Source organism: Aquabacterium sp. (assembly GCF_016195855.1).
In the GTDB taxonomy this organism is placed as follows: Bacteria; Pseudomonadota; Gammaproteobacteria; order Burkholderiales; family Burkholderiaceae_C; genus Aquabacterium.
The window spans coordinates 979415-1001816 of sequence record NZ_JACPYU010000003.1; the positions used below are offsets into that span (position 1 = coordinate 979415).

The window sequence follows — 22402 nt, forward strand, 5'->3', positions numbered from 1 at the left end:
CCATCATGAACAAGCCATCCAACTTCCCCTCTCATGTCACGCTGGTCGATGTGGGCCCACGTGATGGCCTGCAAAACGAGGGCCGCCCCGTGGACGCGGCTGACAAGATATCGCTGGTGCACCAGCTGCAGGCGGCCGGGCTGCGCCAGATCGAGGTCACCAGCTTCGTGAGCCCCAAGTGGGTGCCGCAGATGGCCGACAACGCCGAGGTGATGGCCGGCATCCAGCGCCAGCAGGGCGTGCGCTACTCGGTGCTCACCCCGAACATGAAAGGCTTTGAAGGTGCGCTCGCGGCGGGTGCCGACGAGGTCGTGATCTTTGCGGCGGCCAGCGAGGCCTTCAGCCAGCGCAACATCAACTGCTCGATCGCCGAATCCATCGAGCGCTTCCGCCCCGTCGTCGATGCGGCCAAGGCCACCGGCAAACGTGTGCGCGCGGCGGTGTCGTGCGCGCTGGGCTGCCCTTATCAAGGCGAGGTCAGCGTGGACGCCGTGGAAGACGTGGTCAAGCGCCTGCTGGACATCGGCAGCGACCACATCGGCATTGCCGACACCATTGGCGTGGGCACCGCCGGCCGCGTGAAGGCCGTGATGGAGCGCGCGCTCAAGCATGTGCCGCTGGCCGAACTCAGCGGCCACTTCCATGACACCTATGGCCAGGCCCTGACCAATATCTACGGCTGCCTGGAGCTGGGCATCCACACCTTTGATACCAGCGTGGCCGGCCTGGGTGGCTGCCCGTATGCCAAGGGCGCCACCGGCAACGTGGCCACCGAAGACGTGGTCTACCTGCTGCACGGCCTGGGCATCCACACCGGCATCAAGCTGGACAAGCTGGTGGACGCCGCCGATTTCATCTCGGGCGTGCTGGGCCGCAAGCCCGTGTCCCGCGTCAGCAATGCCTTGCTGGCCAAACGCGCCCACCCCACGCACTGACGTTCTGCACTGAACCCCACACACAAGCGACCGAGGAGACACCAACATGAACCTGCCAGGCCTCAATCACCAACTGGGTGACGACATCGATGCCCTGCGCGACGCCGTGCGCACTTTCGTGGCCAAGGAGCTGGCCCCCATCGCCGCCGATGTGGAGCGCGAGAACACCTTCCCTGCTCCCATCTGGAAGAAGCTGGGCGACCTGGGCCTGCATGGCCTCACGGTGAGCGAAGAATACGGTGGCACCAACATGGGCTACCTGGCCCACATGGTGGCCATGGAAGAAGTCAGCCGCGGCAGCTCGGCCGTGGCGCTGAGCTATGGCGCGCACTCCAACCTGTGCGTCAACCAGATCTTCCGCAACGGCACCGAGGCTCAGAAGCAAAAGTACCTGCCCAAGCTCATCAGCGGCGACCATGTGGGCGCGCTGGCCATGAGCGAGCCCAATGCCGGCTCGGACGTGGTGAGCATGAAGCTGCGCGCCGACGTGAAATCGGGGGTTGGTGGCGACCGCTACGTGCTCAACGGCAGCAAGATGTGGATCACCAATGGCGGTGATGCCGACACCCTGGTGGTCTATGCCAAGACCGAGCCCGAAATGGGTGCCAAGGGCATGACCGCCTTCATCATTGAGAAGGGCTTCAAGGGCTTCAGCAAGGGCAACAAGCTCGACAAGCTGGGCATGCGCGGCTCCAACACCTACCCCTTGTTCTTCGAGGACTGCGAGGTGCCGGCCGAGAACGTGCTGGGCGGCGTGGGCCATGGCGCCAAGGTGCTGATGAGCGGCCTGGACTACGAACGTGCCGTGCTCTCAGGCGGCCCGCTGGGCATCATGCAGGCCGTGATGGACAACATCGTCCCCTACATCCACGAGCGCAAGCAGTTTGGCCAGGCCATTGGCGAGTTCCAGCTGCTGCAAGGCAAGGTGGCCGACATGTACACCATGCAGCAGGCCGTCAAATCCTTCGCCTACACCGTGGCCAAGAACCTGGATGCACTGGGCAGCAGCCATGCACGCCATGTGCGCAAGGACTGCGCCGCGCTGATCCTGATGGCCGCCGAGAAAGCCACCTGGATGGCCGGTGAAGGCATCCAGATCTTTGGTGGCAACGGCTACATCAACGACTACCCGCTGGGCCGCCTGTGGCGCGACGCCAAGCTGTATGAGATCGGCGCAGGCACCAGTGAGATCCGCCGCATGCTGATCGGGCGGGAGTTGTTTGCCGAGACGATGTGATCACGTGGTGTCTGACCCGCTCTCCACCTCATGGAAGCGGGTCAGGTCCACCACCCTGCCGCCATCGGGCAACTCACGCAACACATCGGCAAACCGAGCGTCAAACACGATGTCCTGCCAGCCGTAGTCATGCACAGCGTGCACGGAGGCCGCCACGGTTTCGTCGTGCCCTGTGATCGAGACGGCGATCTGCGCCCGGCTGTTTTCCAGATCCTGGGCGCTCAAGCCATGCAGAGGGCTGTGCTCATCGATCTCGTGGATCAAAGTCCAGGTGAGGTTGAAGACCTGGGTACGCTCACGACGCAGCTTCAGGTCGTGGATGCGGAAATAGGACTCACCCTCCTTGAGCCGCTCCACACGCACGATGGACATCATCGCGCTGACATCGACGATGCGGTTGTAGCGCTCATTGGCCATGCGCAGCATCAGTACGCGCTGACCATCAAACTGACGGATCACCGCCTGCTGGCTGAACATGATGCGCGCCTTGGGCTTGGCAAAGCGCGCGAAGATCAGGCCTGTGGTCACAGCCAGGATGGCCATGCCCAGCATGATCTCCACCACCGCGATGACGTGCCCCGCTGTCGTGGCGGGTGACATCTCGCCATAGCCCACGGTAGCCAGTGTCTCGACGCTGAAGAAGAAGTGGTCCCAGAACACCCCTGGGCGGGCATTGGCCACACTGCCCGGCACCAGCCAGTAGGCCAGCGCAAAGCACAGGTTCAGGCTGAAGAACAGCAGCACCAGCAGGCCGAAGAACTGCGGCCAGCTGAGCGTGAGCACAAAGTGATAGGGGTCGAACAGACCGCGGGTCGGGTGGCCTTTGGCCAGCACCTGGGTCTGCCCGACGTGGACTGACCGGATGTGACCTTGTTTGTGGTGACTCATTGCTCCAGCCCTCTTTGCGCTCAAGTCCGTCTCACACGCACGACCTGCGCCTGAACCACGCCATTCTCACCGCATCAGCCCACACTCCGCCCATTCTTCCGCGCCTGCGATCGCGGCCATCATCGCCCCTGAGTACAACGCGACAGGATCCCGTCAGGGTTAAACACCCACACTGCATGAGGCACGGCTTTGTTCGTCTACTGCCCAAACGTGCAAAAGCCGGCCAAGACGGCCGGCTTTTTTTGCCGCCAGGGCCATGGCCCCGCTTGACTCAAACCGTTTGACGGCGGCGAACCCAGGCCATCAGCGACAGCCCCAAGCCCATCAAGGCATACGTGGCAGGCTCGGGCACCACGGTGACCGAGCGGATCACCGCATCACCCGCAATGGTGATGTTGTCGTGCTGGTTCACAGACGGCAGCGGCGCGCCGATCACAAAGATGGATTGCGAGTTGTAGTCATACGACTCGCTGAAAGCGCCTTTCAACACCTCGCCGGTGTGCGCCTGCAGGTAAGCCATGTACTCGGCAGGCGTCCACGCCTGTAACTCCTGGGCCGAAACCGGGTTGCCCATGGTCTGGAAACCGATGCCGCGCGAATAGGTCGTCGTGCCCGAAGACAAAGACCACAAAGTGAACGTCATGAAGTTGGCACTTTGCGAAACGGGCTGAGGCGAGTTCGTCGTCGCGCTGTCAGGCACATTGAGCATGTACCCGGCAAAACCCACATCGAACAAGGCCGATTGGCGATCCGGCGCCATGGCCAGCAACCCATCGGTATAAGGTGTCGCCGAGTTGGTCAAGAGGTTGAAATTGCCCGAGGCCGACATACCCGATTGATACGGCGCGCCTGGATCGGTCACCGTGAAAGGTGCCGCCGGGCTGATGACCCCTCCGTTCAGATCGAACGACAAGGTGTAAGTGAAGGTCTGGGGCTGGAAGCCCGCATCGGCCTGCTCGGTGTACACACCGCCAACCGTGCTGCCCACGCTTCGGGTCAGCGCGGTCACGTCCCAGGTGACTTCGACCACTTCGGCCTGAGCCGCTACGGCAGCCAGCGAAGACAGGGCAAAAACGACCAGTGATTGACGCGCGAACATGCTGTTCCTCCGTTGATTTTGTATCTGTGGAGATTAACAGCTCGCATCCATCTCAAGGTGGTATTCAAGCCCCACAGAGCCCCCATGATTAAGGGGCCAACTGCCTGCATTCGCTGTGTTCAGCCGACCTGACCGCGACGACATGCCGCGGCCATCAACGACAAGCCCAGGCCCATCAGCAGGCAAGTCGATGGCTCAGGTACAACGGTCACGGAGCGGATCACCACGTCACCAAGTATGGCCACATTGTCATGCAGCGCGGGCGGGAGTGGCGTCCCCCCGCCCAACGGTGCATAGGGTGACTGTGAGCTGAGGTCATACGACTCTTTGTAGGCGCCCACGAGCGTCTGCCCGACCAGCGACTGCCAGTGCGCCAAGAACTCATCGGGCGACCATGGCGTCAAGCTTGAGGCAGCAATCGGCGCGCCTTGCGTCGTCCACGATACGCTGCGGCCATACTGCTCATATCCGGCCGCACTTGACCAGAACAGCCCCGTGCTCAGGAATGCCTGTTGCGACACGGCCGCCGGTGCCACAGCAGTCGCCGTCTTGGGCACGAACAACAGGTAGCCCGCATACCCGGAATTCATTTGGTTGACCAATGACGCAGGCGCCGTCGTCACCAACGAAGCAGTAAAAGGTGATGGCGCGCTGCCCCTGCCAGAGAAGAACCCCGACTCGATGACGTTACGCTCGCTCAAAGACGGGGCACTCAGGGCACCGTCGATCTTCAGGTTAAAGCTTTCTGCGTAGCTGAACGTTGCCGGCAAAAAGCCCGTATCGTTGCTGACGGTATAAGTGCCGTTGACGACGTGCCCGATGGTCCGTGCATTGGCGGTCACATCCATGGTCACCATCACGGTTTGAGCGTGAGCGCACAGGCTAGACACCGCCACGACCAAAGCCACCCAACTTGGACGTATGTTCATCCTGTGCCCCCTGCCTCTGTACTACATGTGCCGGGGCAGCATACCAGTTCGGACTCCAGCCATGGGGCACTGAAAGCCCCCTCATTTGCGTGACGGCGAACCCGCCTCAGCGCAGATTGCCCGTGTGCCCCAGCGAGTACCGCCCCGGTTGCGGCCACACCACCAGGCCATGCGGCTCGGCGCCAACCTTGATCTGCTTGACCTCGCCGTTGCCGGTGTCGAAGCGGTAGACCACGTCGTCGAAGCGGCCCGCCAACCACAGCCACTTGCCGTCGGCGCTCACATTGCCCATGTCGGGGCTGCCGCCACCGGGCACGGGCCAGCGGGCGGTGATCTTGTCGGTGGCAAAGTCGATGACGGTCACGCTGCCAGGGCCCTTGCGGCCCCCGTGGATCTTGTGCGAGCCGCGGTTGGCCACGTACAGGCTCTTGCCATCGCGGCTGGGGTACAGGCCATGCGAGGCCACGCCCGCGGTGATGAAGCCGATCTCCTTGAGGGCCTCGCCATCGACGATGTGCACGCCATCGGCCTCCATATCGGCCACGTAGAAGCGCTTGCCGTCCGGCGAGATGCGGATGTCCTGCGGCATGCCCTTCTTGGAGGTGCAGATCTCGGTGTCCGGCAGGCCCTGCAGCACGGGCTTGTCCTTCAGGCGCGTGGCCGGCATCTTGAGCTTGAGGTAACCCAGCACTTCGCGCTTGACCAGGTCGACCTTGGCCACGCTGCCCTCGAACTCGCAGGTGAAGATGGCGTAGCGGCCGTCGATGGAGAAGTCCGCATGGTTGATGCCGCCGCACTTGGGCACGTCGATCGAGTACTGCATCGCCATGGTGTGCGGATCGCGGAAGTCCAGGCGGTGGCGGGCCTCGGCCACGACGATGGCGGACTTGCCGTCGGGCGAGAAGTACATGTTGTAGGGGTCGTCCACGGCCACGTTCTTGCCGGGCTTGCCGGTGCGCGGGTCCACCGGGGTGAGGCTGCCAGTGAGCTTGCGCTCGGCATTGTTGGCCACCCACAGGGTGCGCAGGTCCCATGAGGGGACGACGTGCTGCGGTGCATCACCCACCTTGAACTTGTCGACCACCTTCATCTTGGCCGGGTCGATCACGTAGACATCGTGCGAGCGCAGGTTGGGCACATAGATGCGCTCCAGGTCCTCGCGGACGACCGGCAGCATCTTGGCCGGGCCATTGGTTTCGCTGTAGAGGTTGCGCGCGTCGACGACCGGCGGCATGCCAGGCACCGTGGTGACGGCAGCGGGCGCGGCGGGGGCCACTTGCGCAGCAGGTTGTTGGGCAGACACGCTGCGGTAAGCCAGCAAGGCGGACACGGCAGCGGCGGTGGCGGCCAGGGTCAGACCACCAGCCAGCATCTTGTTGTTCGAGGACATGCTCTCTCCAGGGACGGAAACGGGATCAACGCGCGCGCTGCGCCGCACGGATCGCTGTGGCGGATGATTCCACAATCTGCTGCACGCCGATCTGACCCAGATCAGCGCTGGCACGTCGTGGGTCGCCGGTGACGCCATTGTGCGCTCCCGGCTTGAAGCCCTGCGTCATGACCTCGGCCCGCACAAGGTGAGGATCGATGGCCAGGGTCAAGGCGGTGTCGGCCAGGCCCGCATGTGTACCGATCTCGGCCTCGCTGAAACCGCGTTGCTTGAGCGCGGCCACATAGTCCGTCTGGGTGACGCGGTAGTAGGCGGCCAGGGCCAGCACGCGGCAGGACGGGTCTTTGGCCCACGCCTTGTTGAGCTTGCTGGCCACGCGCTCCTCGCTCTTCTGGTAGCCGCCATGGTCACCCAGGAAGACCACGTCGCGAAAGCCGTGTTGCTTGAAGCTGCGGGCGGTGCCCTCGAGCACGGCCTCGAAGGCCGCGTCCGGGATCGAGATGGTGCCGGTAAAGCGCATGTGCGCCACAGGTGGCTGGATGCTGCCTTCGGGCACATAGGCCATCACCGGGGCCACTACGGCGTTGCCCAGGCGCAGGGCGATCTGGCCGGCCAGCGCACGGGCCCGCGCATTGTGTTTGCCCAGCACCATGTGGGGGCCGTTCTGTTCGGTCCCGCCGATGGGCACCAGCACGGTGGTGCTGCCGGCGGCCACGCGCGCCTGCAGCTCGGGCGAGGTCATGTCTTCGATGTAGGGGCTGGAGGCTGCCAGCGCGGGGGCATTCAGGGCCAGGCCGAGCACCAGGGCCATGGCCGCGCTCTGCCAGTTGGTTCGCGTTTTCATGCGCGCATCGTAAAACGGAAGCCGCCCCGCGCAGGCCTGAAAAAGCCCAGGTTTACAACATCGGCCAAGCTGGGCCGGTCAATATGGAGACAATGCCCGCATGACAGACCGAAGCTACCACCATGGCAATCTGCGCGCCGCGCTCATCGAAGCGGGCCTGGCCGCGCTGGAACACAGCGAAGAGGGCCCGTTGAGCCTGCGCGCCATTGCGCGGGATGTGGGCGTGTCCGCAAACGCGGCTTACCGGCACTTTGCAGACAAGCAGGCCTTGCTGAGCGCCCTGGCCGCCGAGGGCTTTCGGCGCTTCACGCAGGCCCAGGCCGAGGCGCTGGCCGGCGCCAGCGACACCGGCGATGCGCGTTTGACGGCCGGCCGTGCCTACATCGGCTTTGCGCGCCAGCACCCCGCCCTTTTCAGGCTGATGTTCAGCCACTTCCTGTATGCGAGCCAGGACCCGGATCTGGTGCAAACCGCCAAGGCCTCGTTCGAGGGGCTGCTGGCCTGGTCGGCCCAGGAGACCGGTACCGACCCCCACAGCCCCGAGGCCCTGCGCCAGGCCGTGGCACGCTGGAGCATGGTCCATGGCCTGAGCCACCTGATCCTGGATGGCCAGCTGGCTTTCCTGGGCGAGCAGACCGACGCCCTCATCGAGCAGGTGCTGGGGCTGTATGCCTCGGCGGTACCCGTCACGTCAAGCGCATCAAGCCCCCAGCGGTAAACCACCCACAAAGGCCTTGAGCTCGCCTGGGCCCATGGCCAGCCAGGTTTCATTGAGCGTCAAAGGCTCGGTGGCGATCACGGCCACACGGTCGCCTTCCTTGGCCATGTCGGCGAAATTGACGGCGACGTCCTGGTCCTGCAGGCGGGCCATGCCGAAAGGGTGCTGGCGCACCAGGTAGTGCAGCTTGGTCGAGCAATGGGCCCACAGGGCCTCACCCTGGCTGAGCATGAAATTGAAGGTACCGTGCCGCGCCACCTGGGGCACCAGCTCGCGCAAGGTGGCCGTCAGCTCGTCTACGCTGGGCATGCTGGCGTGGCTCTTGGCCAGCTCCTGCATGAGCCAGCAAAAGGCCCGCTCGCTGTCGGTGTCGCCCACCGGGCGAAAGGCCGCGTGCAACTTGGGGTTGAAGTCCAGCAGGTTGCCGTTGTGCGCAAAGGCCCAGTAGTGGCCCCACAACTCGCGCACGAAGGGGTGGCAGTTCTCCAGGGCCACGCGCCCCTGGGTGGCCTTGCGGATGTGGGCGATCACGTTGCGGCTCTGGATGGGGTAGCGCTTGATCAGCTCGGACACGGGCGAGACGCTGGCCGCCTGGTGGTCCACGAACAGGCGCAGGCCGCGCCCCTCGAAAAAGGCGATGCCAAAGCCATCGGCGTGCTCACAGGCCCGGGTGGCAAAGCCCGAGAAGCTGAAGACGATGTCGGTGGGGGTGTTGCAGTTCATGCCCAACAACTGGCACATGGTGGGGCACTCCTGAGAAAGGTCGGATCACGGCACACGATACCTCGCCATGGTAGCCCGCCGGGGCCGCCGCGTCAGGCCTCCAGCCTCAGGCCATCAAAGCGGTCTGGCTGCTGGACACCGCGGGCAGCCACAAGGTCATGGCCGTGCCCTTGCCCAACTCGCTGCGCGCGTCCAGCGAGCCCCCCATCAACTCCATCACTTCCTTGACGATGCTGACCCCCAGGCCGGTGCCAGGAATGTTGCCGGATTTGTCCGCGCGGAAGAAGCGCTCGCCCAGATGCGCCAGCTGATCGGCCGACATGCCCAGGCCGTGGTCCTGCACGCACACCCCGACCCACTGCCCGCCCGCTTCATCGACACGGCTGGGAAAGCTCACGTTGACGGCGCCCCCTTGCGGCGAATACTTGTAGGCGTTGGACAGCAGGTTCAGAAAGGCCTGGCACAGCTTCTGATGATCGGCGTTGACGTGAATGGCCGCGTCAGGCCTGCGCAACTCAGGCGGCTGGCGATCAGCGGGTGTTTTGAAATCCGCCACCACACCCGCAACCAGATCGAACAGATCAAGGTGTCGGCATTCGAAGTCTGCCCCGCGCTGGCTTTCGATGCGGGCCAGGTCCAGCAATTCGTTGATGATGGAGATCATCACCTCGCACTGGCGGTAGACCTTGCCCAGCAGGTCCTTCTGCTTCTCGGGCCTGAGCTCGCGCGTCATCATCAATTCGATGAAGCCGTAGATGCTGGCCATGGGCGTGCGCAGTTCATGCGCGGCCATCGACAGGAAGGCGCTCTTCATGCGGTCCACTTCGGCTTCATGCGTGACATCGCGCACCAGCAACAAGCGGGACACCGTGTCGCCATGGGCCTGGTAGAGGCTCAAGGCCAGCATGCGGCCCGCCGGCACCTTCAGCTGCAGAACCAGCGAATGTCGTGCCTGCCAGCTCAAGGATTCTTTCTCCACAGGCGCGTCCAGCAAGGTGTCGAGGCTGCTGAGCTCGGGCGGGTGCACGCACTGCGACAGCAACTGGCTCAGGAACTCCGCTTCATTGAGGCACAGCACCGACACGGCGCGCAGCCCCGTCAGCTGGCTGTAGGCTGCGCTGGCGTAATTGACCCGGCCATCCGCACCGAAGGACACGAAGCCGTCCGGGCTGAGGCTGAAGATCGCACTGAGTTGCTCGCTGTGCTTCTGGATGACCTCTTCGGCCAGATGGCGATCATGGATGTCCTGCAAGGACCCGGCCATGCGGATGGCACGCCCGCTTTCGTCAAAATAGGTCTTGCCCCGGCTGCGGACCCAGCGGTACTGGCCCGACTTGTGTCGAACCGGGAACACGACGTCCAGGGCCTTGCCTTTTTTGAGCGCCCCTTCGATGGCGGCAAACACCCCCGCGTGGTGATCCGGATGCAGGAACTGCCCGAACACATCGCGCCCCGCCGGAAACTCGTCGGGCCCGTAACCCAGCATGCGGTACAGCTGGGGAGACCACCACATCTTGTCCGCACGCACGTCGCGCCAGTCCCAAAGGCCATCACTGCCACCATCAATGGCCAGTTGATAGCGTTCAGCCATGTCCTGCAATTCCAGTTCGTTGCGCTTGGCACTCGTGATGTCGGTGCGGATGGAGAGGTACTTCTCGATGCCCCCATTCGCATCCTTCAAGGGCACGACCGTGGTCTTCAACCACAACAGCAAACCGTCCCGGGTACGGTCGCAGACGTCACCATTCCAGGGCTCGCCACGAGAGATGGTCTGCCACATCTCGGTCCAGAACTCCTGATTGTGGCGGCCTGAGTTGAGCACCTGGTGCTTGTGGCCGATCAGCTCTGCACGGCTGTAGCCAGTGACCAGGCAGAACGCCTCATTGACATCAAGGATGACACCGTTGGCATCGGCCACGGACATCAGGTTGAACCGATTGAGCGTCCCCAGCAAGGTGGAGTTGTCACGCAGCGCCAACTCGGCGCGCTGCTTGGCCAGAGACAGATCGGCCGTCATGATTCTGGCCAGGCCTTCCGCACGCGCACGCCCCACCAGCAGCAGCCAGACGGCCACAGACATGGCCATGCTGAGCAAACAGCCCACCAGCGCAAACCACCATACCGCATGCGCCTGGAAGCGTTGTTCGAACTCCGGTGTGCTGCGCATGTGCAGCGTCAGGATATGGCCACCCACATCCAGTTGCCTATTTGATTCAAACCGGGCATGACCACGGCTTAGGGCCAGGCTGAATATCTGTTGGTCGACCACGAGGTCTTGGCCGTCATACACGGTCAGATCCAGCTGGCTGTCGACGGTATCACCTATATCGGCCAGAAACTCTTCGACCACGATGGGTGAGTACACCAGGCCGACCAGGTTGCGACGCCGGTCTTCGGGCGTGCTCACCTTGCTGGCCCACTTGAACACGGGCAGGATGTAGAGAAAGCCCGGCCGCTTCCGCCCATCCTGCACCAGGACAATGGACCCGGTCATCGCGTCATGTCCAGAATTCACGGCGCGCTCCGCGGTTTCGCGTCTGATCCGTTCTGCGCCGATGTCGTAGCCCCAGGCGGCCTCGTTGCCGGACAGCGGCTCGATGTACTTGATGACGTACAAATCGGCTGCGTTGCCCGTGCTGCGCACCGAAAAGCCCGGCGCCGCATCCCGACGCTCTGTCTCGACAAATGCATCAAGGTCGACACGATCGGTTCGCTGGATGAAACCAACACCACGAATCCCCTTCATGTCATTGAGCAGACGCCGAGAGGCCACCCAGATGCGGAAGGCGTCTCGCCTGACCACACCATCGTCGGCATGAATGTGCGCACGCAACGATTGGAAGGTATTGAGGACCCGCGTGAAGCGCTGTGCCACGCCGGCGTTCATCTTGTCGGTATACCGATCGAAATAGAGCGCGGCCTCCTGATCCGCATCCATCTTGATCCACATGCTGCCCATCACCGTGAGGAACAGCCCCAGCAACAAGATGCCGACGCTGCTGAACAGGCTGATGTGCCGGTGCGCCTCGGACAGCGCCATGTCGGCTGCGAACCAGCGCGCCTTGAGTGCTTGCAGCTGCTCGCGCCAGTTCATGTCGCTCTTGCGCTTGCCGCGTTCAGAAGAACTCGACGCCGTCGGCCTCGGCCGGCTTGGGCAGCTTCGCTGCAGGGCGGGCGTCGACCTGCGTACTCGATGAGGATGCAGCCGGCCTGCGCTCCGTGGCGCCGGCCGGCGGGGACATGGCCTGACCGGCCGCGCCCCCGGCGGTTTGAGCAGATTGGACACCCAGCTTGAAGGCGCTGAGCACATCGGACATCCTGTTGGCGTGCTCCATGAGCTCCACAGCAATGTTGCCCGAGGCCTCGGCCACCGCAATGTTCTGCTGGGTGACGCCGTCCAGTTCCTTGACGGATTGGGTGACCACCTCGATGCCACCCGCATGCTCGTGCGAGTCAGCGGACAACCTTTCAAACACCGACCCCACGCGGCGCACGGCGTCCACGATCTCTTCCATCGTGCTGCCCGTCATGTTCACCTGCTTGACGCCCGACTCCACCGTCTGCATCGAGGTGTTGATCAGGGTCTTGATTTCCTTGGCGGCTTCCGACGAACGCAAGGCCAGGCTGCGCACCTCGGCCGCCACAACGGCAAAACCCCGGCCTTGCTCGCCGGCTCTGGCGGCCTCGACCGCGGCATTGAGCGCCAGGATATTGGTCTGAAAGGCGATGCCATCGATCACCGAGATGATGTCGGTGATCTTGCCTGAGGACTGCGCGATGTCCTGCATCGTCGCCACCAGATGCTTGACCTGCTCGCCGCCGTCATTGGCCAGATCGGTGGCGCGCGCCGCCATGGCGCGGGCCTCGGTCGAGGCCTGGGCACTGGTTTGGACGATCACGTTGATCTGCTCCAGGCACATCGCCGCATCACGCAGGCCTGATGCCGTGCTGTAGGTGCGGTCACTCAATTCGGTGCTGCCCTGGCTTAGCACGCCGGATGCGCGCTGCACGCCCTCAATCGCGTTCTGAACCTGCCTGATGGCATCGGCCATGCGCGCCTGAACATGCTTGAGACGCTTGCCCACCGTCGAATCGGCGCGCAAGACATCCAGGTTCAGGCGAATAGGGCCGTCAGACCCCATCGCATGGATCAGGAAGGCCAGCTCGAAGCGTTCGCGCTCGTTGAGTGCCTCACGCCGCGCCGTGTAGGCCATGTAGCCGTATTGCAGCGTCAGGATGCACACCGCCGCGATAGTGGCCGCGTGCCCGGGCTGATGAACCGACCACAGCAGGTGAAAGGCCAGCGCCGCCGCACCGGTGATCACCACCAGCTTCCAGTCGCGGTATTGCGGCAACAGGCAACCCAGCAAGATGACCCCGACATAGGACTCGGCCTGGGCTGCGCTGAGGTAGACATGAGAGCACGCGACACCAAAGGCCGCGAGCGTCAGCAGATAACGAGACCAGGTGGTGCCACCTGCCGCAAAAAACGCCCCGACGGCAAGCAGCATGGCTGCGCCGGCCAGACCACCAGCCAGGGGCAGCTGGTGCGTTTGATAGCCCAAACCTAGCGTCAACAGGGCGGCCAACGCGGTGGCCAGCAGCGTGACGCTGTCTGATCGACGCGGTGAGTGGCGGTTGGTCATGGAACTCGATTGACTCATGCTGCTGGTGTCCGAATAGCTTTCCCTGGCTATATCGGCCTTTGGTGCACTCACCTTGAGTCAGCCCCATCCGCTGCAGATGGGGCTCAGATGGTGCCCAGCACGGGCCCGCCTCCCCGTGCATGCGGCCCCGCCAGCCCGGGCTGTTTGAAGTCTGCACGCCCCCCGCCGCTGACCTTGTTCAAAGTGGCCGGGTCGCTGTAGAAAACGCTGCACAGCAAGAGCTCGTCGCTTACCTTCAGGATGCAGGCCGTCTTGGAGATCATCTCCAGCGTGTCCGCGTTGCAGGATTCGTACTCCACCAGTTCCTGATGGCTGTCTGCGGCGCGCCAAAGGGCTTCGCTCAGCAGGAAGCCATCCTTGGACGTGAGCATGGGCAAGGGCTTGCCCGCATCCAGCGGCAGGCAGGAGTGGAAGGCCTGCACCCCCTCGCGGTTCATGCCAAACACAAAGAGATCCCGGTCCACGAAGCCCGCGTTTGGATCGTGCAGCACAGGCACGGCGGCCTGCAAGCCCACGTCACGGATCAGGGCCGCGGCCTTGTCCAGCAATGCCTGAGCCTCGTCCACCCCACCATGCGCCAGCCGTATGCCTTTGACGGACTTGGCCAGGCTGGCTGCGCGGTCCAGCAGCTCCTGCGTCGCCAGGTTGGCGGTGTTCACCGTCTCCTGGTTCTCGCCGGTGATGCTGTCAAGGCCACACAGTGTCTGCTCCACCTGCTGCAGCATGCTGCTCTGGTGCACCGCATGCGCGTCCAGTGCCGACATGCCCGTGCCGACCCCCTTGAGCCCATCGGACAGCGTCGACAAGGTTCGGGTGATGTCGGACATGTGCCGCACGCCCGCGCCCACGTGCTGCGTGGACTGCTCGATCAGCTCGCTGATCTCTGCCACAGCTTGGGCACAGCGCCCGGCCAACTGGCGCACCTCGCCGGCCACCACGGCAAAACCCGTTCCGGCCTCACCGGCGCGCGCCGCCTCGACCGCGGCATTGAGCGCCAGCATATTGGTCTGGAAGGCGATGTCCTCGATCATGCCCACGATCTCGCGCATGCGCTGTGCGCCCTCCTCGATTTGCGACATCGTGGCCACCGCAGTCGGCATGGTCGCGCTGCGCTCCTCGGCCACCGCGCTCACTTGCGCCACCTGGTCCTCCAGCTGCTGGACGGTGGTGACACCCTGGTCCAGCACACGCTGGATGTGTCGCACGCTTTCGGTAGCCTGCATCACGCTGTGGAATTGCCGCTCGGTTCGTTGGGACAGCGCCATGGTCGCGGCACTCAGCCGCCTGGCCGCCATGGCCACCAGCACCGCATTGCCGCGGATGCTGGCCACCATGCGCGACAATCTGATCGTCATGCGGTTCACCCCCCGCCCGACATGGGCCAGCTCGTCTTGCCCATGCACATCCCGGGGGTCGGTCAGATCGCCATGGCTGACATCGTCAATCGTCTTGCTCACCGCCTTGACGGTGCCAATCAGCGCCGCATGCAGTGCCATCGTCAGGTAGATCATGAACAGGAAGAGCAACACCGTCACGGCGATGTAGCCCACCACCACAAGGCGCTGAAGGCGGGCACGCTCTCTCAGCACCAAATCCAGGCGCTCGCGCAAGGTGGCATGCAGCGATGCCGCCGCACTGATGACCCGGCTGCCGCGTGCCAGCTGGCTCGTGACATCCGTGTTCGGGGTGACCGTTGCCACCTGCACCAACAGGTCGCTCGCATGCGATTCCATCAAAGCTTGCGTGCCAGCCCAGCCGCTGGAAGCCGGCATGCCCGCACGCGTTGCTGCCCCCATCAGGAAATCAAAGTCGACCATGCGCCGGCGCAACGCATCGGCATGGTCCAGCACGACGCGGTCGTCGCCGGCAGCGTTGACACCGTCGTGGATGGCCAGCACGCCCTCCTCGTGCATGCGCGCAAAGCTGTCTGTCAACGGGATGTAGCGGTCGACCAGTGCCATCATCAGGTAAAAGGACGAGGCCTCCTTGTCCAGCAAGAGGGCCGTCGATTCCCCGGCGCGCAGCTGCAGTTGCTGCAAGGCGACCACCAGGTCCTTCGCAACCAGGACACCTGGATCACCCTGGCGCAAGGCGTCCAGGCTGCCCAGCTTCTGTCGAACGCCTTGCCAGAACTGCATCAGGGCCGGGTCATGGAGCGCGGCCAACTCCGTATCGAGCACGCGCACCAGCCGCTGGACCTCATCGAGCAGCTGCCCCATGGTCGACGGTGGTTGCCCGTTGTTGACCGCGCGCAGGCGCTGTTGCGCGCGAACGGCCTGCGTCAGATCAGCCAGGCGGGTGATGTCACCAACCAGCTGGACACCGTTCAACTGGCGCTCGCTCATGTGCAAGGCCTGCATCTGGTGCCGCGCAGCGTAGGTCATCATCAGCACGATGAAGGCGAAGGCCAGCCCGCCGATCATCGCGAACTTGCGCGTCATGCTCCAGCGGCGCATGAGGCGGATGCCCGGCATCAGCACCAGCCTGGCCAAGCTTTTTTGCGTTTCGGCGTTCATGCCCACCCTTTGCTTGTATGTCTTCGGTCAATCGGATCAGGCTGCATTCACCGCCGAACGGGCTGCGGCCATCAACCACGAGGGCAGGTCATCCAGGCTGACCACCTGCTGAACCCCGCCATGCTTGATGGCTTCTCTGGGCATGCCGAACACCACGCAACTGGCCTCGTCCTGGGCGGCGGTTTTCGCGCCGGCATTGAACATTTCACGCAGGCCGCGTGAACCGTCGTCGCCCATGCCCGTCATCACGACGCCAATGGCGTTGCGCCCGGCGCACTGCGCCACCGATTTGAGCAACACATCCGCATTGGGCCGATGGTGGTTGACCAACGGGCCATCGAAGACCTCGACCACATACTGCGCACCGCTGCGCTTGAGGCGCATGTGGCGCCCGCCCGGGGCAAACAGCACACGGCCATTGATGACACGGTCGCCATCCTTGGCCTCCAGCACCTCCAGGTCGCACAGGCCATTCAGGCGTGCGGCCAGGCTGGCCGTGAAGTTGGGCGGCATGTGCTGCACGATGACCATGCCGGGCACGGTGCGGGGCAAGCGCGTGAGCACGGCCTCGATGGTCTGCACCCCCCCGGTCGAGATGGCCACGGCGATCACGCGGTCGGTGGTCTCGGCCATGGCTTCCTGCGGCCCGGGGGCCACCGCCATCGCACGGGCGGCGCCGGGCTTGGGGATGCCCGGCTGGGCACGCCTCAAGGCCGACATATTGGCCTTGGCAGCCGCACGCACGGCCGCAACGATGCCATTGCTGTCGTCTTCCAGAAAATCCTTCAGGCCCATCTTCGGCTTGGTCACAAAGCCCACCGCACCAGCGGCCATGGCCTGCATCGTGGTCTGCCCGCCCTTTTCCGTCAGCGTCGAGCACATGACCACGGGCGTGGGTCGCTCGGCCATCACCTGCTTGAGGAAGGTGATGCCATCCATGCGGGGCATCTCCACGTCCAGCACCAGCACATCCGGCCAGTTGCTCTTCATGCGCTGCATGGCAAACAAGGGGTCCGCCGCCGCACCGATGACGGTGACGCCGGCCTTGGTCAACAGATCGGACAGGTACTTGCGCACCACGGCCGAGTCGTCCACGATCATGACTTTGATCTCGCTCATGAGATCACCCTTTCAAGGCTGCGTGGGTCTTGCCACGTTTCAACACCACCTGGCCATTGCTCAGATCCATCATCACGTTGCGTGGCTCGCTGCCCCCGACGTCGACACACTGCAACTGAAAGCCATACTTGTCGATGAGCTCCCAGGCCTTCTCTGCATTGCGCTCGCCGATGTTGAACTTGATCTTGGCCTGATCGGGCATCGTGTCTGCACCGCCGTAGAGATGGACTTCGTAGTCCCGGGTGTGCGTGCCCGTCTTCTTGATCTCGCGCGCCAGCAACTCGACAGCCTCGTCACCAAATCGGCCGTCGAGCGTGCCGTCCGGCGTGCGCAGGCGCGTGGGCAGCAGGAAGTGGCACATGCCACCCATGTGCCGACGCGGGTTCCACAGCGTGATGGCGACGCACGAGCCCAGCAAGGTCTTCACGGTGGCACCGGTATGGCCGAAGTACCACTGCCCGGGCAAAAGGAAAACCTGTTCGCCACGGTGATGTCGAAGTCGGGCTGGCCCCTTGCTGTCAAGTTCGAGCATACACAGCGGGCTTCACGCTGGTGAGGCCGGTGGGCAGGTTGCTGAGCGACTCCGAGTGCCCGGTGAACAGGTAGCCACCCGGCTTGATGAAGGGGGTGACCCGCCTGACGATGTCCAGCTTGGCATCGGGTTCGAAATAGATCAGCACATTGCGCAGAAAGACCACATCGAACTGGCCGAGGTCCGGCAGCGGCTGCATGAGGTTGGCCTGCTCGAAATGCACATTGGCGCGCAGCTCCTTGCTGACCAGCAATTGCCCCTCATAAGGGCCGGAGCCCTTCATGCAAAAGCGCTTGAGGTATTGCGGGCTGGTATTGCGGGCGCGCTCCATGGGGTAGAGGGCCTTGCGGGCCGCGTCCACCATGGCCGTGGACAGGTCGGTGCCCACGATCTTCCAGCCCTTGGGGCCGATCTTGTCGGCCAGCAGCATGGCGATGCTGTAGGCCTCTTCACCTGACGAGCTGGCCGCGCTCCACACCCGGAACTCCTGGCCCGGGCGACGGCGTGTCAGCAAGTCAGACAGGAACTCGAAATGGGCGGGTTCACGAAAGAAGTAGGTCTCGTTGGTGGTCAACCTGTCCACCACCTTCACCAGCTCGGTCTCGTCGCCGCCCTTGATGACCTTCTCGACGTATTCGTCCAGGCTGTCCAGCCCCCGCTCGGAAGCGAGCTTTTGCAAGCGGCCGATGACCAGCTGCCGCTTGGCCGGCACCAGGCGGATACCGGACACCCGGTGAAACACCTCGGCCACCGTGTTGAAGGAGCGTTCAGACAGTTGCATGCGGCTTCATTTCCTGATGGCGCTCAGTGCGCCATGTGGCCGGCGATCAAGGTCGCCATGGATTCGCGCTCCAGAATGCGGTCCGCATCCAGGATCGACAGCAGGATGCCCTTGGCCTTGGCCATGCCCTGCAAGAACTCGCGCGGAATGCGGGTGCCCAGCGCCGGCACCGGCTCGATGTCCTGCTCGGCAATCTCCAGCACCTCGGACACCCCGTCCACCAGCACGCCCACCACCAGCGGGCCATCCTGGTCCTGGTGGTCGGTCTCGACGATGACCACGCTGCTGCGCCGGCCAATGACCGCCGGCTCGGCACCAAAGCGTGCCTTGAGGTCGATCACGGGCACCACGGCGCCACGCAGGTTCATCACCCCGCGCACGAACTCGGGCGTCAAGGGCAGCGGCGTCATGCGCCCCACCTCCAGGATCTCGCGCACCATGTCGATGCCGACGGCATAAGTCTCCTTGCCAACGGCCAGGCAGAGGTACTGGCGGGCCGAGCTCAGGTTCACATCATTGGATGGGCTGATGCCATCCAGTACGGCGGGCAGGTTCATGTCCATGATCAGAAGTGGGCAAAGTGAGACTCATCCACCGCGGCCGAGCTGGCATGCGGTGAGGCGAGATGGGGCGCGAACGTGGCCGGCCTTGCGGGCGGGCTCACACGCTGTGGGTGCGACGCAGCAGCCGGTCTGGCCACGCGTGTGGAGTGAGATGGGTGAGCCGCTGCATGGCCTTCCTTGAGCTTGAAATACGCCATCAGCTCCTGCAACTGCGTGGCCTGGGCAGAGAGCTCTTCCGATGTGGCTGACAGCTCTTCGGCGGCCGACGCATTTTGCTGCGTGGCCCCATTGAGGTGGTCCATCGCCCCCTTGATCTGTGCCACTCCATCGGATTGCTCGCCAGACGAGGCCGCGATCTCCTGCACCAGCTCGCTGGTCTTGTTGATCGAGGGCACCATCTGCTTGAGCAGCTCGCCGGCCTTCTCGGCCAGGTTCACGCTGGAGCCGGCCAGCTGGCCAATCTCCTGCGCGGCCACCTGGCTGCGCTCAGCCAGCTTGCGCACCTCGGCGGCCACCACGGCAAAACCGCGGCCATGCTCGCCGGCACGCGCCGCTTCAATGGCCGCATTGAGCGCCAGCAGGTTGGTCTGGTAGGCGATGTCGTCGATGATGGAAATCTTCTGGGCGATCTGCAGCGAGGCGCTGGTCTCCTCCACGCTGGCGGCTTGCGACGAAGCGGACTGCGACAAGGACTGCGAGGTCTCGGACACCTGGCTGGCGGCCGCGGTCAGCTGTTCGGCTGAGGCGCGCACCTCGACGATGGTCTTGCTGACCGTGTCGATCAGGTCATTGAACTTCTCGCCCATCAGGCGGAAGAAGGGCTCCTTGCCATCGAGTTCCATGCGGCGCGAGAAGTCGCCCTGCGTGGCCCCCTCGACCAGTTGCGTCACCTCGTGCTCGGCCAGCACTTCAGCGGTGCGGTCCTTCCATTCCACCACGGTACCCAGACGCTGCCCTGCTTCATCGCTGATGGGGTTGGCCGTCAGGGAGAAGTGCAGTGTGCCCACCTTGATCTGGGCCTTGTGCTCGTTCTTGAGGCTGCCCAGCAGGTTGCGCTGGTGAGCCGGGTTCTTGTGGAAGCTGTCAAAGTTGCTGCCCACCACGCGGTTGGCGGCAAACTGAGGCAGGCTCTTGCGCAGCTCGGCCTCGTTGCGACGCAGCATCACCATCACCGACTCGTTCGTGTAGACGATGTCGCCATTGGCGTCCGCGATCATCACATTGGTGGAGCAGCTGTCCAGTGCCTGCTTGACGCGGGCGTTCTCGGCGGCCAGCTTCTGCTCGCGCTCCTGCGCGGCCAGCACCTCGGTCAGGTCTTTCCATTCCACGACGGTGCCCAGGCGTGCGCCGTGCTCGCCCCGGATCGGGTTGACGGTCAGGTCAAAACGCCGGCCGCCAATGGCCAGGCGGGTGACATGGGTGGCCGCCAGGCGGTCCAGCATGCCGCGCTGGTGCGCCGGGTTCTTGTGGAAGGCATCGATGTTCGTGCCGATGACCGTCGCGGCGTCAAAGCGCGGCAGATCCTTGCGCAGATCGGCCTCGGCCACCTTGAGCATGGCCTTGAGTGCCCCGTTGGCGTACACGATGTTGTAGTCGGCATCGGCCACCATCACATTGGTGGTCGCCACATCCAGCGCCTGCTTGATGCGGGTGTTCTCGGCCAGGGCACGCTCTTCGCGCTCATTGCGGTCTCGCAAGCCTTGCTGCATGGCCTTGATGGCCCCCAGCAACTGCGCGGGCTCGTCCGATCCCTGCACCACGATGACGGCATCGAGCTGCCCATTCTTGACCGCATTGGCCGCTGCAATGGCGCGGCGAACGGGGTCGGTGACAGCGCGCATCACCGCGTAGCCAAAACCCAGCGCCAGCAGCAACAGGCTCAGCAGACCACTGCTCAGCATCCAGCGTGTCTGCGTGAGCCGCCCTTCGCGTTCAACCAGCAGGCGCTGCAGCACCAGCAGTGCCGGGTCCCTTGCCGCCTGGAGGGCGGTCGCATCTTGCGTCAGGCGCGCCGACAGTTGGCGCTGCTCATGGGCATCGACCTTGTCGCTGCCCGTCACCGCCTCGGCCTTGGCCAGCGTGGCGTGCAGTTGCGCCGTCAGCTTGCCGAGGTCCATGTCGGCCTTCAGCCCGGGATTGAAGCGGACCACCTTGCCGGCGATCGCTTCGATTTCATCGACGTGGGCCTGGGCGAAGTAGCGGTAGGCATAGGCCTTCCTGGCCATCAGGGCGCTGCCCTTGTCGGATGCCTGCAGCGCACCGTGGATGAACTGCATGCGGCTCAGGTAGTCCCCCACCTGCTGCATGATGTCCGTGGTCAGGTTGATCAGATAGTAGGTATCGCCATCCGGATCCAGGACCAGGCCACTCTTGTCCAGCGCCGCTGACATCAGGCTATTGACGCGCTCTGCCAGAGCGGTTTCCACCTGCTCCGAAGAACGGCCACTCCGTTTCACTTCGGCTTGCAAGGTGGCATGGGCCACCCTGACCTTGGCCCACTCGGCACTCAGATCGAGCTGATTCCTGTGCGAGGCCAGCGCCTTGTCGATGGCGTCGATCTGTTCAGCCAACTTGCCCCAGGTGGCGCTGTGCTCGGGTCCGGACTCCTCCACCGCCCGGGCGTGGTTGATCGCATCGGTCAACGGCAACAAGGTCTTGACCGTGTCGGTGCCAACGATCTCCAGGCGCGTGCTCTGGATGCTGGCTTGCGTGCTGTGAAGGTACAGCCCGGTTGGCACGGCGCACAACACCGCCCCCATGCCGGCGAGCAGGCCAAACTTCTGCCACAGCATCATGCGGGAGAGAACGGATTTCATGGTGACGGTTCCTGGCGATCCGCTCAGAAGTGGGCGAAGTGGCTTTCATCCACACCGCTGTGTGCGCCGGGCTGTGCCATGGACGTGGTGTGGCGGTGCGGCGGGGGGGCCTGACGGGCACCAGCTCGGCCAAGGCCGGTTGCAGCGTGGCTGGACAGCGCATGCCCCCCGGCACGTGAACCTTGCTCTTCCTTGAGCTTGAAGTACGCCATCAGGTTCTGCAGTTCGGTGGCCTGGGCGGACAACTCTTCCGAGGTGGCCGACAGCTCTTCGGCCGCCGACGCATTCTGCTGCGTGGCCCCATTGAGGTGGTCCATCGCGCCGTTGATCTGGGCCACACCATCGGCCTGCTCGCCCGATGCCGCCGCAATCTCCTGCACCAGCTCGCTGGTCTTGTGGATCGAGGGCACCATCTGCTTGAGCAGCTCGCCAGCCTTCTCGGCCAGGTTCACGCTGGAGCCGGCCAGCTGGCCAATCTCCTGCGCGGCCACCTGGCTGCGCTCGGCCAGCTTGCGCACCTCGGCGGCCACCACGGCAAAACCGCGGCCATGCTCGCCGGCACGCGCCGCTTCAATGGCCGCATTGAGCGCCAGCAGGTTGGTCTGGTAGGCGATGTCGTCGATGATGGAAATCTTCTGGGCGATC

General features: G+C 64.1%; 18 protein-coding genes. 3 read left to right on the forward strand and 15 right to left on the reverse strand.

Features of this window, described 5'->3' with window-relative positions; all coding sequences use genetic code 11:
• Positions 1–5 precede the first annotated feature (5 nt).
• Both HY019_RS05820 and HY019_RS05825 read left to right on the forward strand, forming a co-directional pair.
• Complete coding sequence (locus HY019_RS05820; RefSeq protein WP_290689100.1) at positions 6–935, forward strand: hydroxymethylglutaryl-CoA lyase; 930 nt, start codon at positions 6–8, stop codon at positions 933–935.
• Between the two features lie 46 nt (positions 936–981).
• Entirely contained in the window at positions 982–2172 is a 1191-nt protein-coding gene (locus HY019_RS05825; protein WP_290689101.1) for an isovaleryl-CoA dehydrogenase, read from the forward strand.
• Here HY019_RS05825 and HY019_RS05830 read toward each other — a convergent pair whose 3' ends face one another.
• The 5 genes from HY019_RS05830 to HY019_RS05850 all read right to left on the reverse strand — a co-directional run bounded on the left by HY019_RS05830 (position 2173) and on the right by HY019_RS05850 (position 7322).
• Positions 2173–3060, reverse strand: a complete 888-nt coding sequence (locus HY019_RS05830; protein ID WP_290689102.1) for an ion channel — start codon at positions 3058–3060, stop codon at positions 2173–2175.
• 271 nt (positions 3061–3331) lie between these two features.
• Positions 3332–4159 (reverse strand): PEP-CTERM sorting domain-containing protein, encoded by an 828-nt coding sequence (locus tag HY019_RS05835; RefSeq protein WP_290689104.1) that lies wholly within the window; start codon positions 4157–4159, stop codon positions 3332–3334.
• A gap of 119 nt (positions 4160–4278) precedes the next feature.
• Positions 4279–5007 carry a PEP-CTERM sorting domain-containing protein gene (locus tag HY019_RS05840; RefSeq protein WP_290689106.1) on the reverse strand — a complete coding sequence of 243 codons (729 nt, stop codon included), beginning with the start codon at positions 5005–5007 and terminating at the stop codon, positions 4279–4281.
• Positions 5008–5194: 187 nt separating this feature from the next.
• Positions 5195–6322, reverse strand: a complete 1128-nt coding sequence (locus HY019_RS05845; RefSeq protein WP_290689190.1) for a hypothetical protein — start codon at positions 6320–6322, stop codon at positions 5195–5197.
• A 181-nt stretch (positions 6323–6503) separates the two neighbouring features.
• Positions 6504–7322 carry a creatininase family protein gene (locus HY019_RS05850; RefSeq protein ID WP_290689108.1) on the reverse strand — a complete coding sequence of 273 codons (819 nt, stop codon included), beginning with the start codon at positions 7320–7322 and terminating at the stop codon, positions 6504–6506.
• Between the two features lie 100 nt (positions 7323–7422).
• Here HY019_RS05850 and HY019_RS05855 point away from each other — a divergent pair, with 100 nt between their 5' ends.
• Complete coding sequence (locus HY019_RS05855) at positions 7423–8040, forward strand: TetR/AcrR family transcriptional regulator (protein WP_290689109.1); 618 nt, start codon at positions 7423–7425, stop codon at positions 8038–8040.
• Here the strand turns inward: HY019_RS05855 and HY019_RS05860 are convergent.
• The 10 genes from HY019_RS05860 to HY019_RS05910 all read right to left on the reverse strand — a co-directional run.
• The gene (locus HY019_RS05860) at positions 8023–8781 is read right to left on the reverse strand and encodes a class II glutamine amidotransferase (protein WP_290689111.1); all 759 of its coding nucleotides are present in this window, start codon (positions 8779–8781) and stop codon (positions 8023–8025) included. The genes HY019_RS05855 and HY019_RS05860 overlap by 18 nt on opposite strands.
• 88 nt (positions 8782–8869) lie before the next feature.
• A complete protein-coding gene (locus tag HY019_RS05865) occupies positions 8870–11857 on the reverse strand; it encodes a CHASE domain-containing protein (RefSeq protein ID WP_290689113.1) in 2988 nt (995 codons plus the stop codon).
• Between the two features lie 22 nt (positions 11858–11879).
• The gene (locus HY019_RS05870; protein WP_290689115.1) at positions 11880–13427 is read right to left on the reverse strand and encodes a methyl-accepting chemotaxis protein; all 1548 of its coding nucleotides are present in this window, start codon (positions 13425–13427) and stop codon (positions 11880–11882) included.
• 86 nt (positions 13428–13513) lie between these two features.
• Positions 13514–15946, reverse strand: a complete 2433-nt coding sequence (locus HY019_RS05875) for a methyl-accepting chemotaxis protein (RefSeq protein WP_290689117.1) — start codon at positions 15944–15946, stop codon at positions 13514–13516.
• Positions 15947–15982: 36 nt separating this feature from the next.
• A complete protein-coding gene (locus tag HY019_RS05880) occupies positions 15983–17065 on the reverse strand; it encodes a chemotaxis response regulator protein-glutamate methylesterase (protein WP_290689119.1) in 1083 nt (360 codons plus the stop codon).
• 4 nt (positions 17066–17069) lie between these two features.
• The gene (locus HY019_RS05885; RefSeq protein WP_290689121.1) at positions 17070–17597 is read right to left on the reverse strand and encodes a chemotaxis protein CheD; all 528 of its coding nucleotides are present in this window, start codon (positions 17595–17597) and stop codon (positions 17070–17072) included.
• Positions 17584–18378 carry a CheR family methyltransferase gene (locus HY019_RS05890; protein WP_290689123.1) on the reverse strand — a complete coding sequence of 265 codons (795 nt, stop codon included), beginning with the start codon at positions 18376–18378 and terminating at the stop codon, positions 17584–17586. Before HY019_RS05890 ends, HY019_RS05885 begins: the two co-directional genes overlap by 14 nt.
• 23 nt (positions 18379–18401) lie before the next feature.
• Complete coding sequence (locus tag HY019_RS05895) at positions 18402–18935, reverse strand: chemotaxis protein CheW (protein WP_290689125.1); 534 nt, start codon at positions 18933–18935, stop codon at positions 18402–18404.
• A gap of 8 nt (positions 18936–18943) precedes the next feature.
• Positions 18944–21757 carry a methyl-accepting chemotaxis protein gene (locus HY019_RS21525; RefSeq protein ID WP_363302351.1) on the reverse strand — a complete coding sequence of 938 codons (2814 nt, stop codon included), beginning with the start codon at positions 21755–21757 and terminating at the stop codon, positions 18944–18946.
• Between the two features lie 23 nt (positions 21758–21780).
• Positions 21781–22402 (reverse strand): methyl-accepting chemotaxis protein (locus HY019_RS05910; protein ID WP_290689127.1); only part of this gene is annotated, 622 nt, incomplete at its 5' end.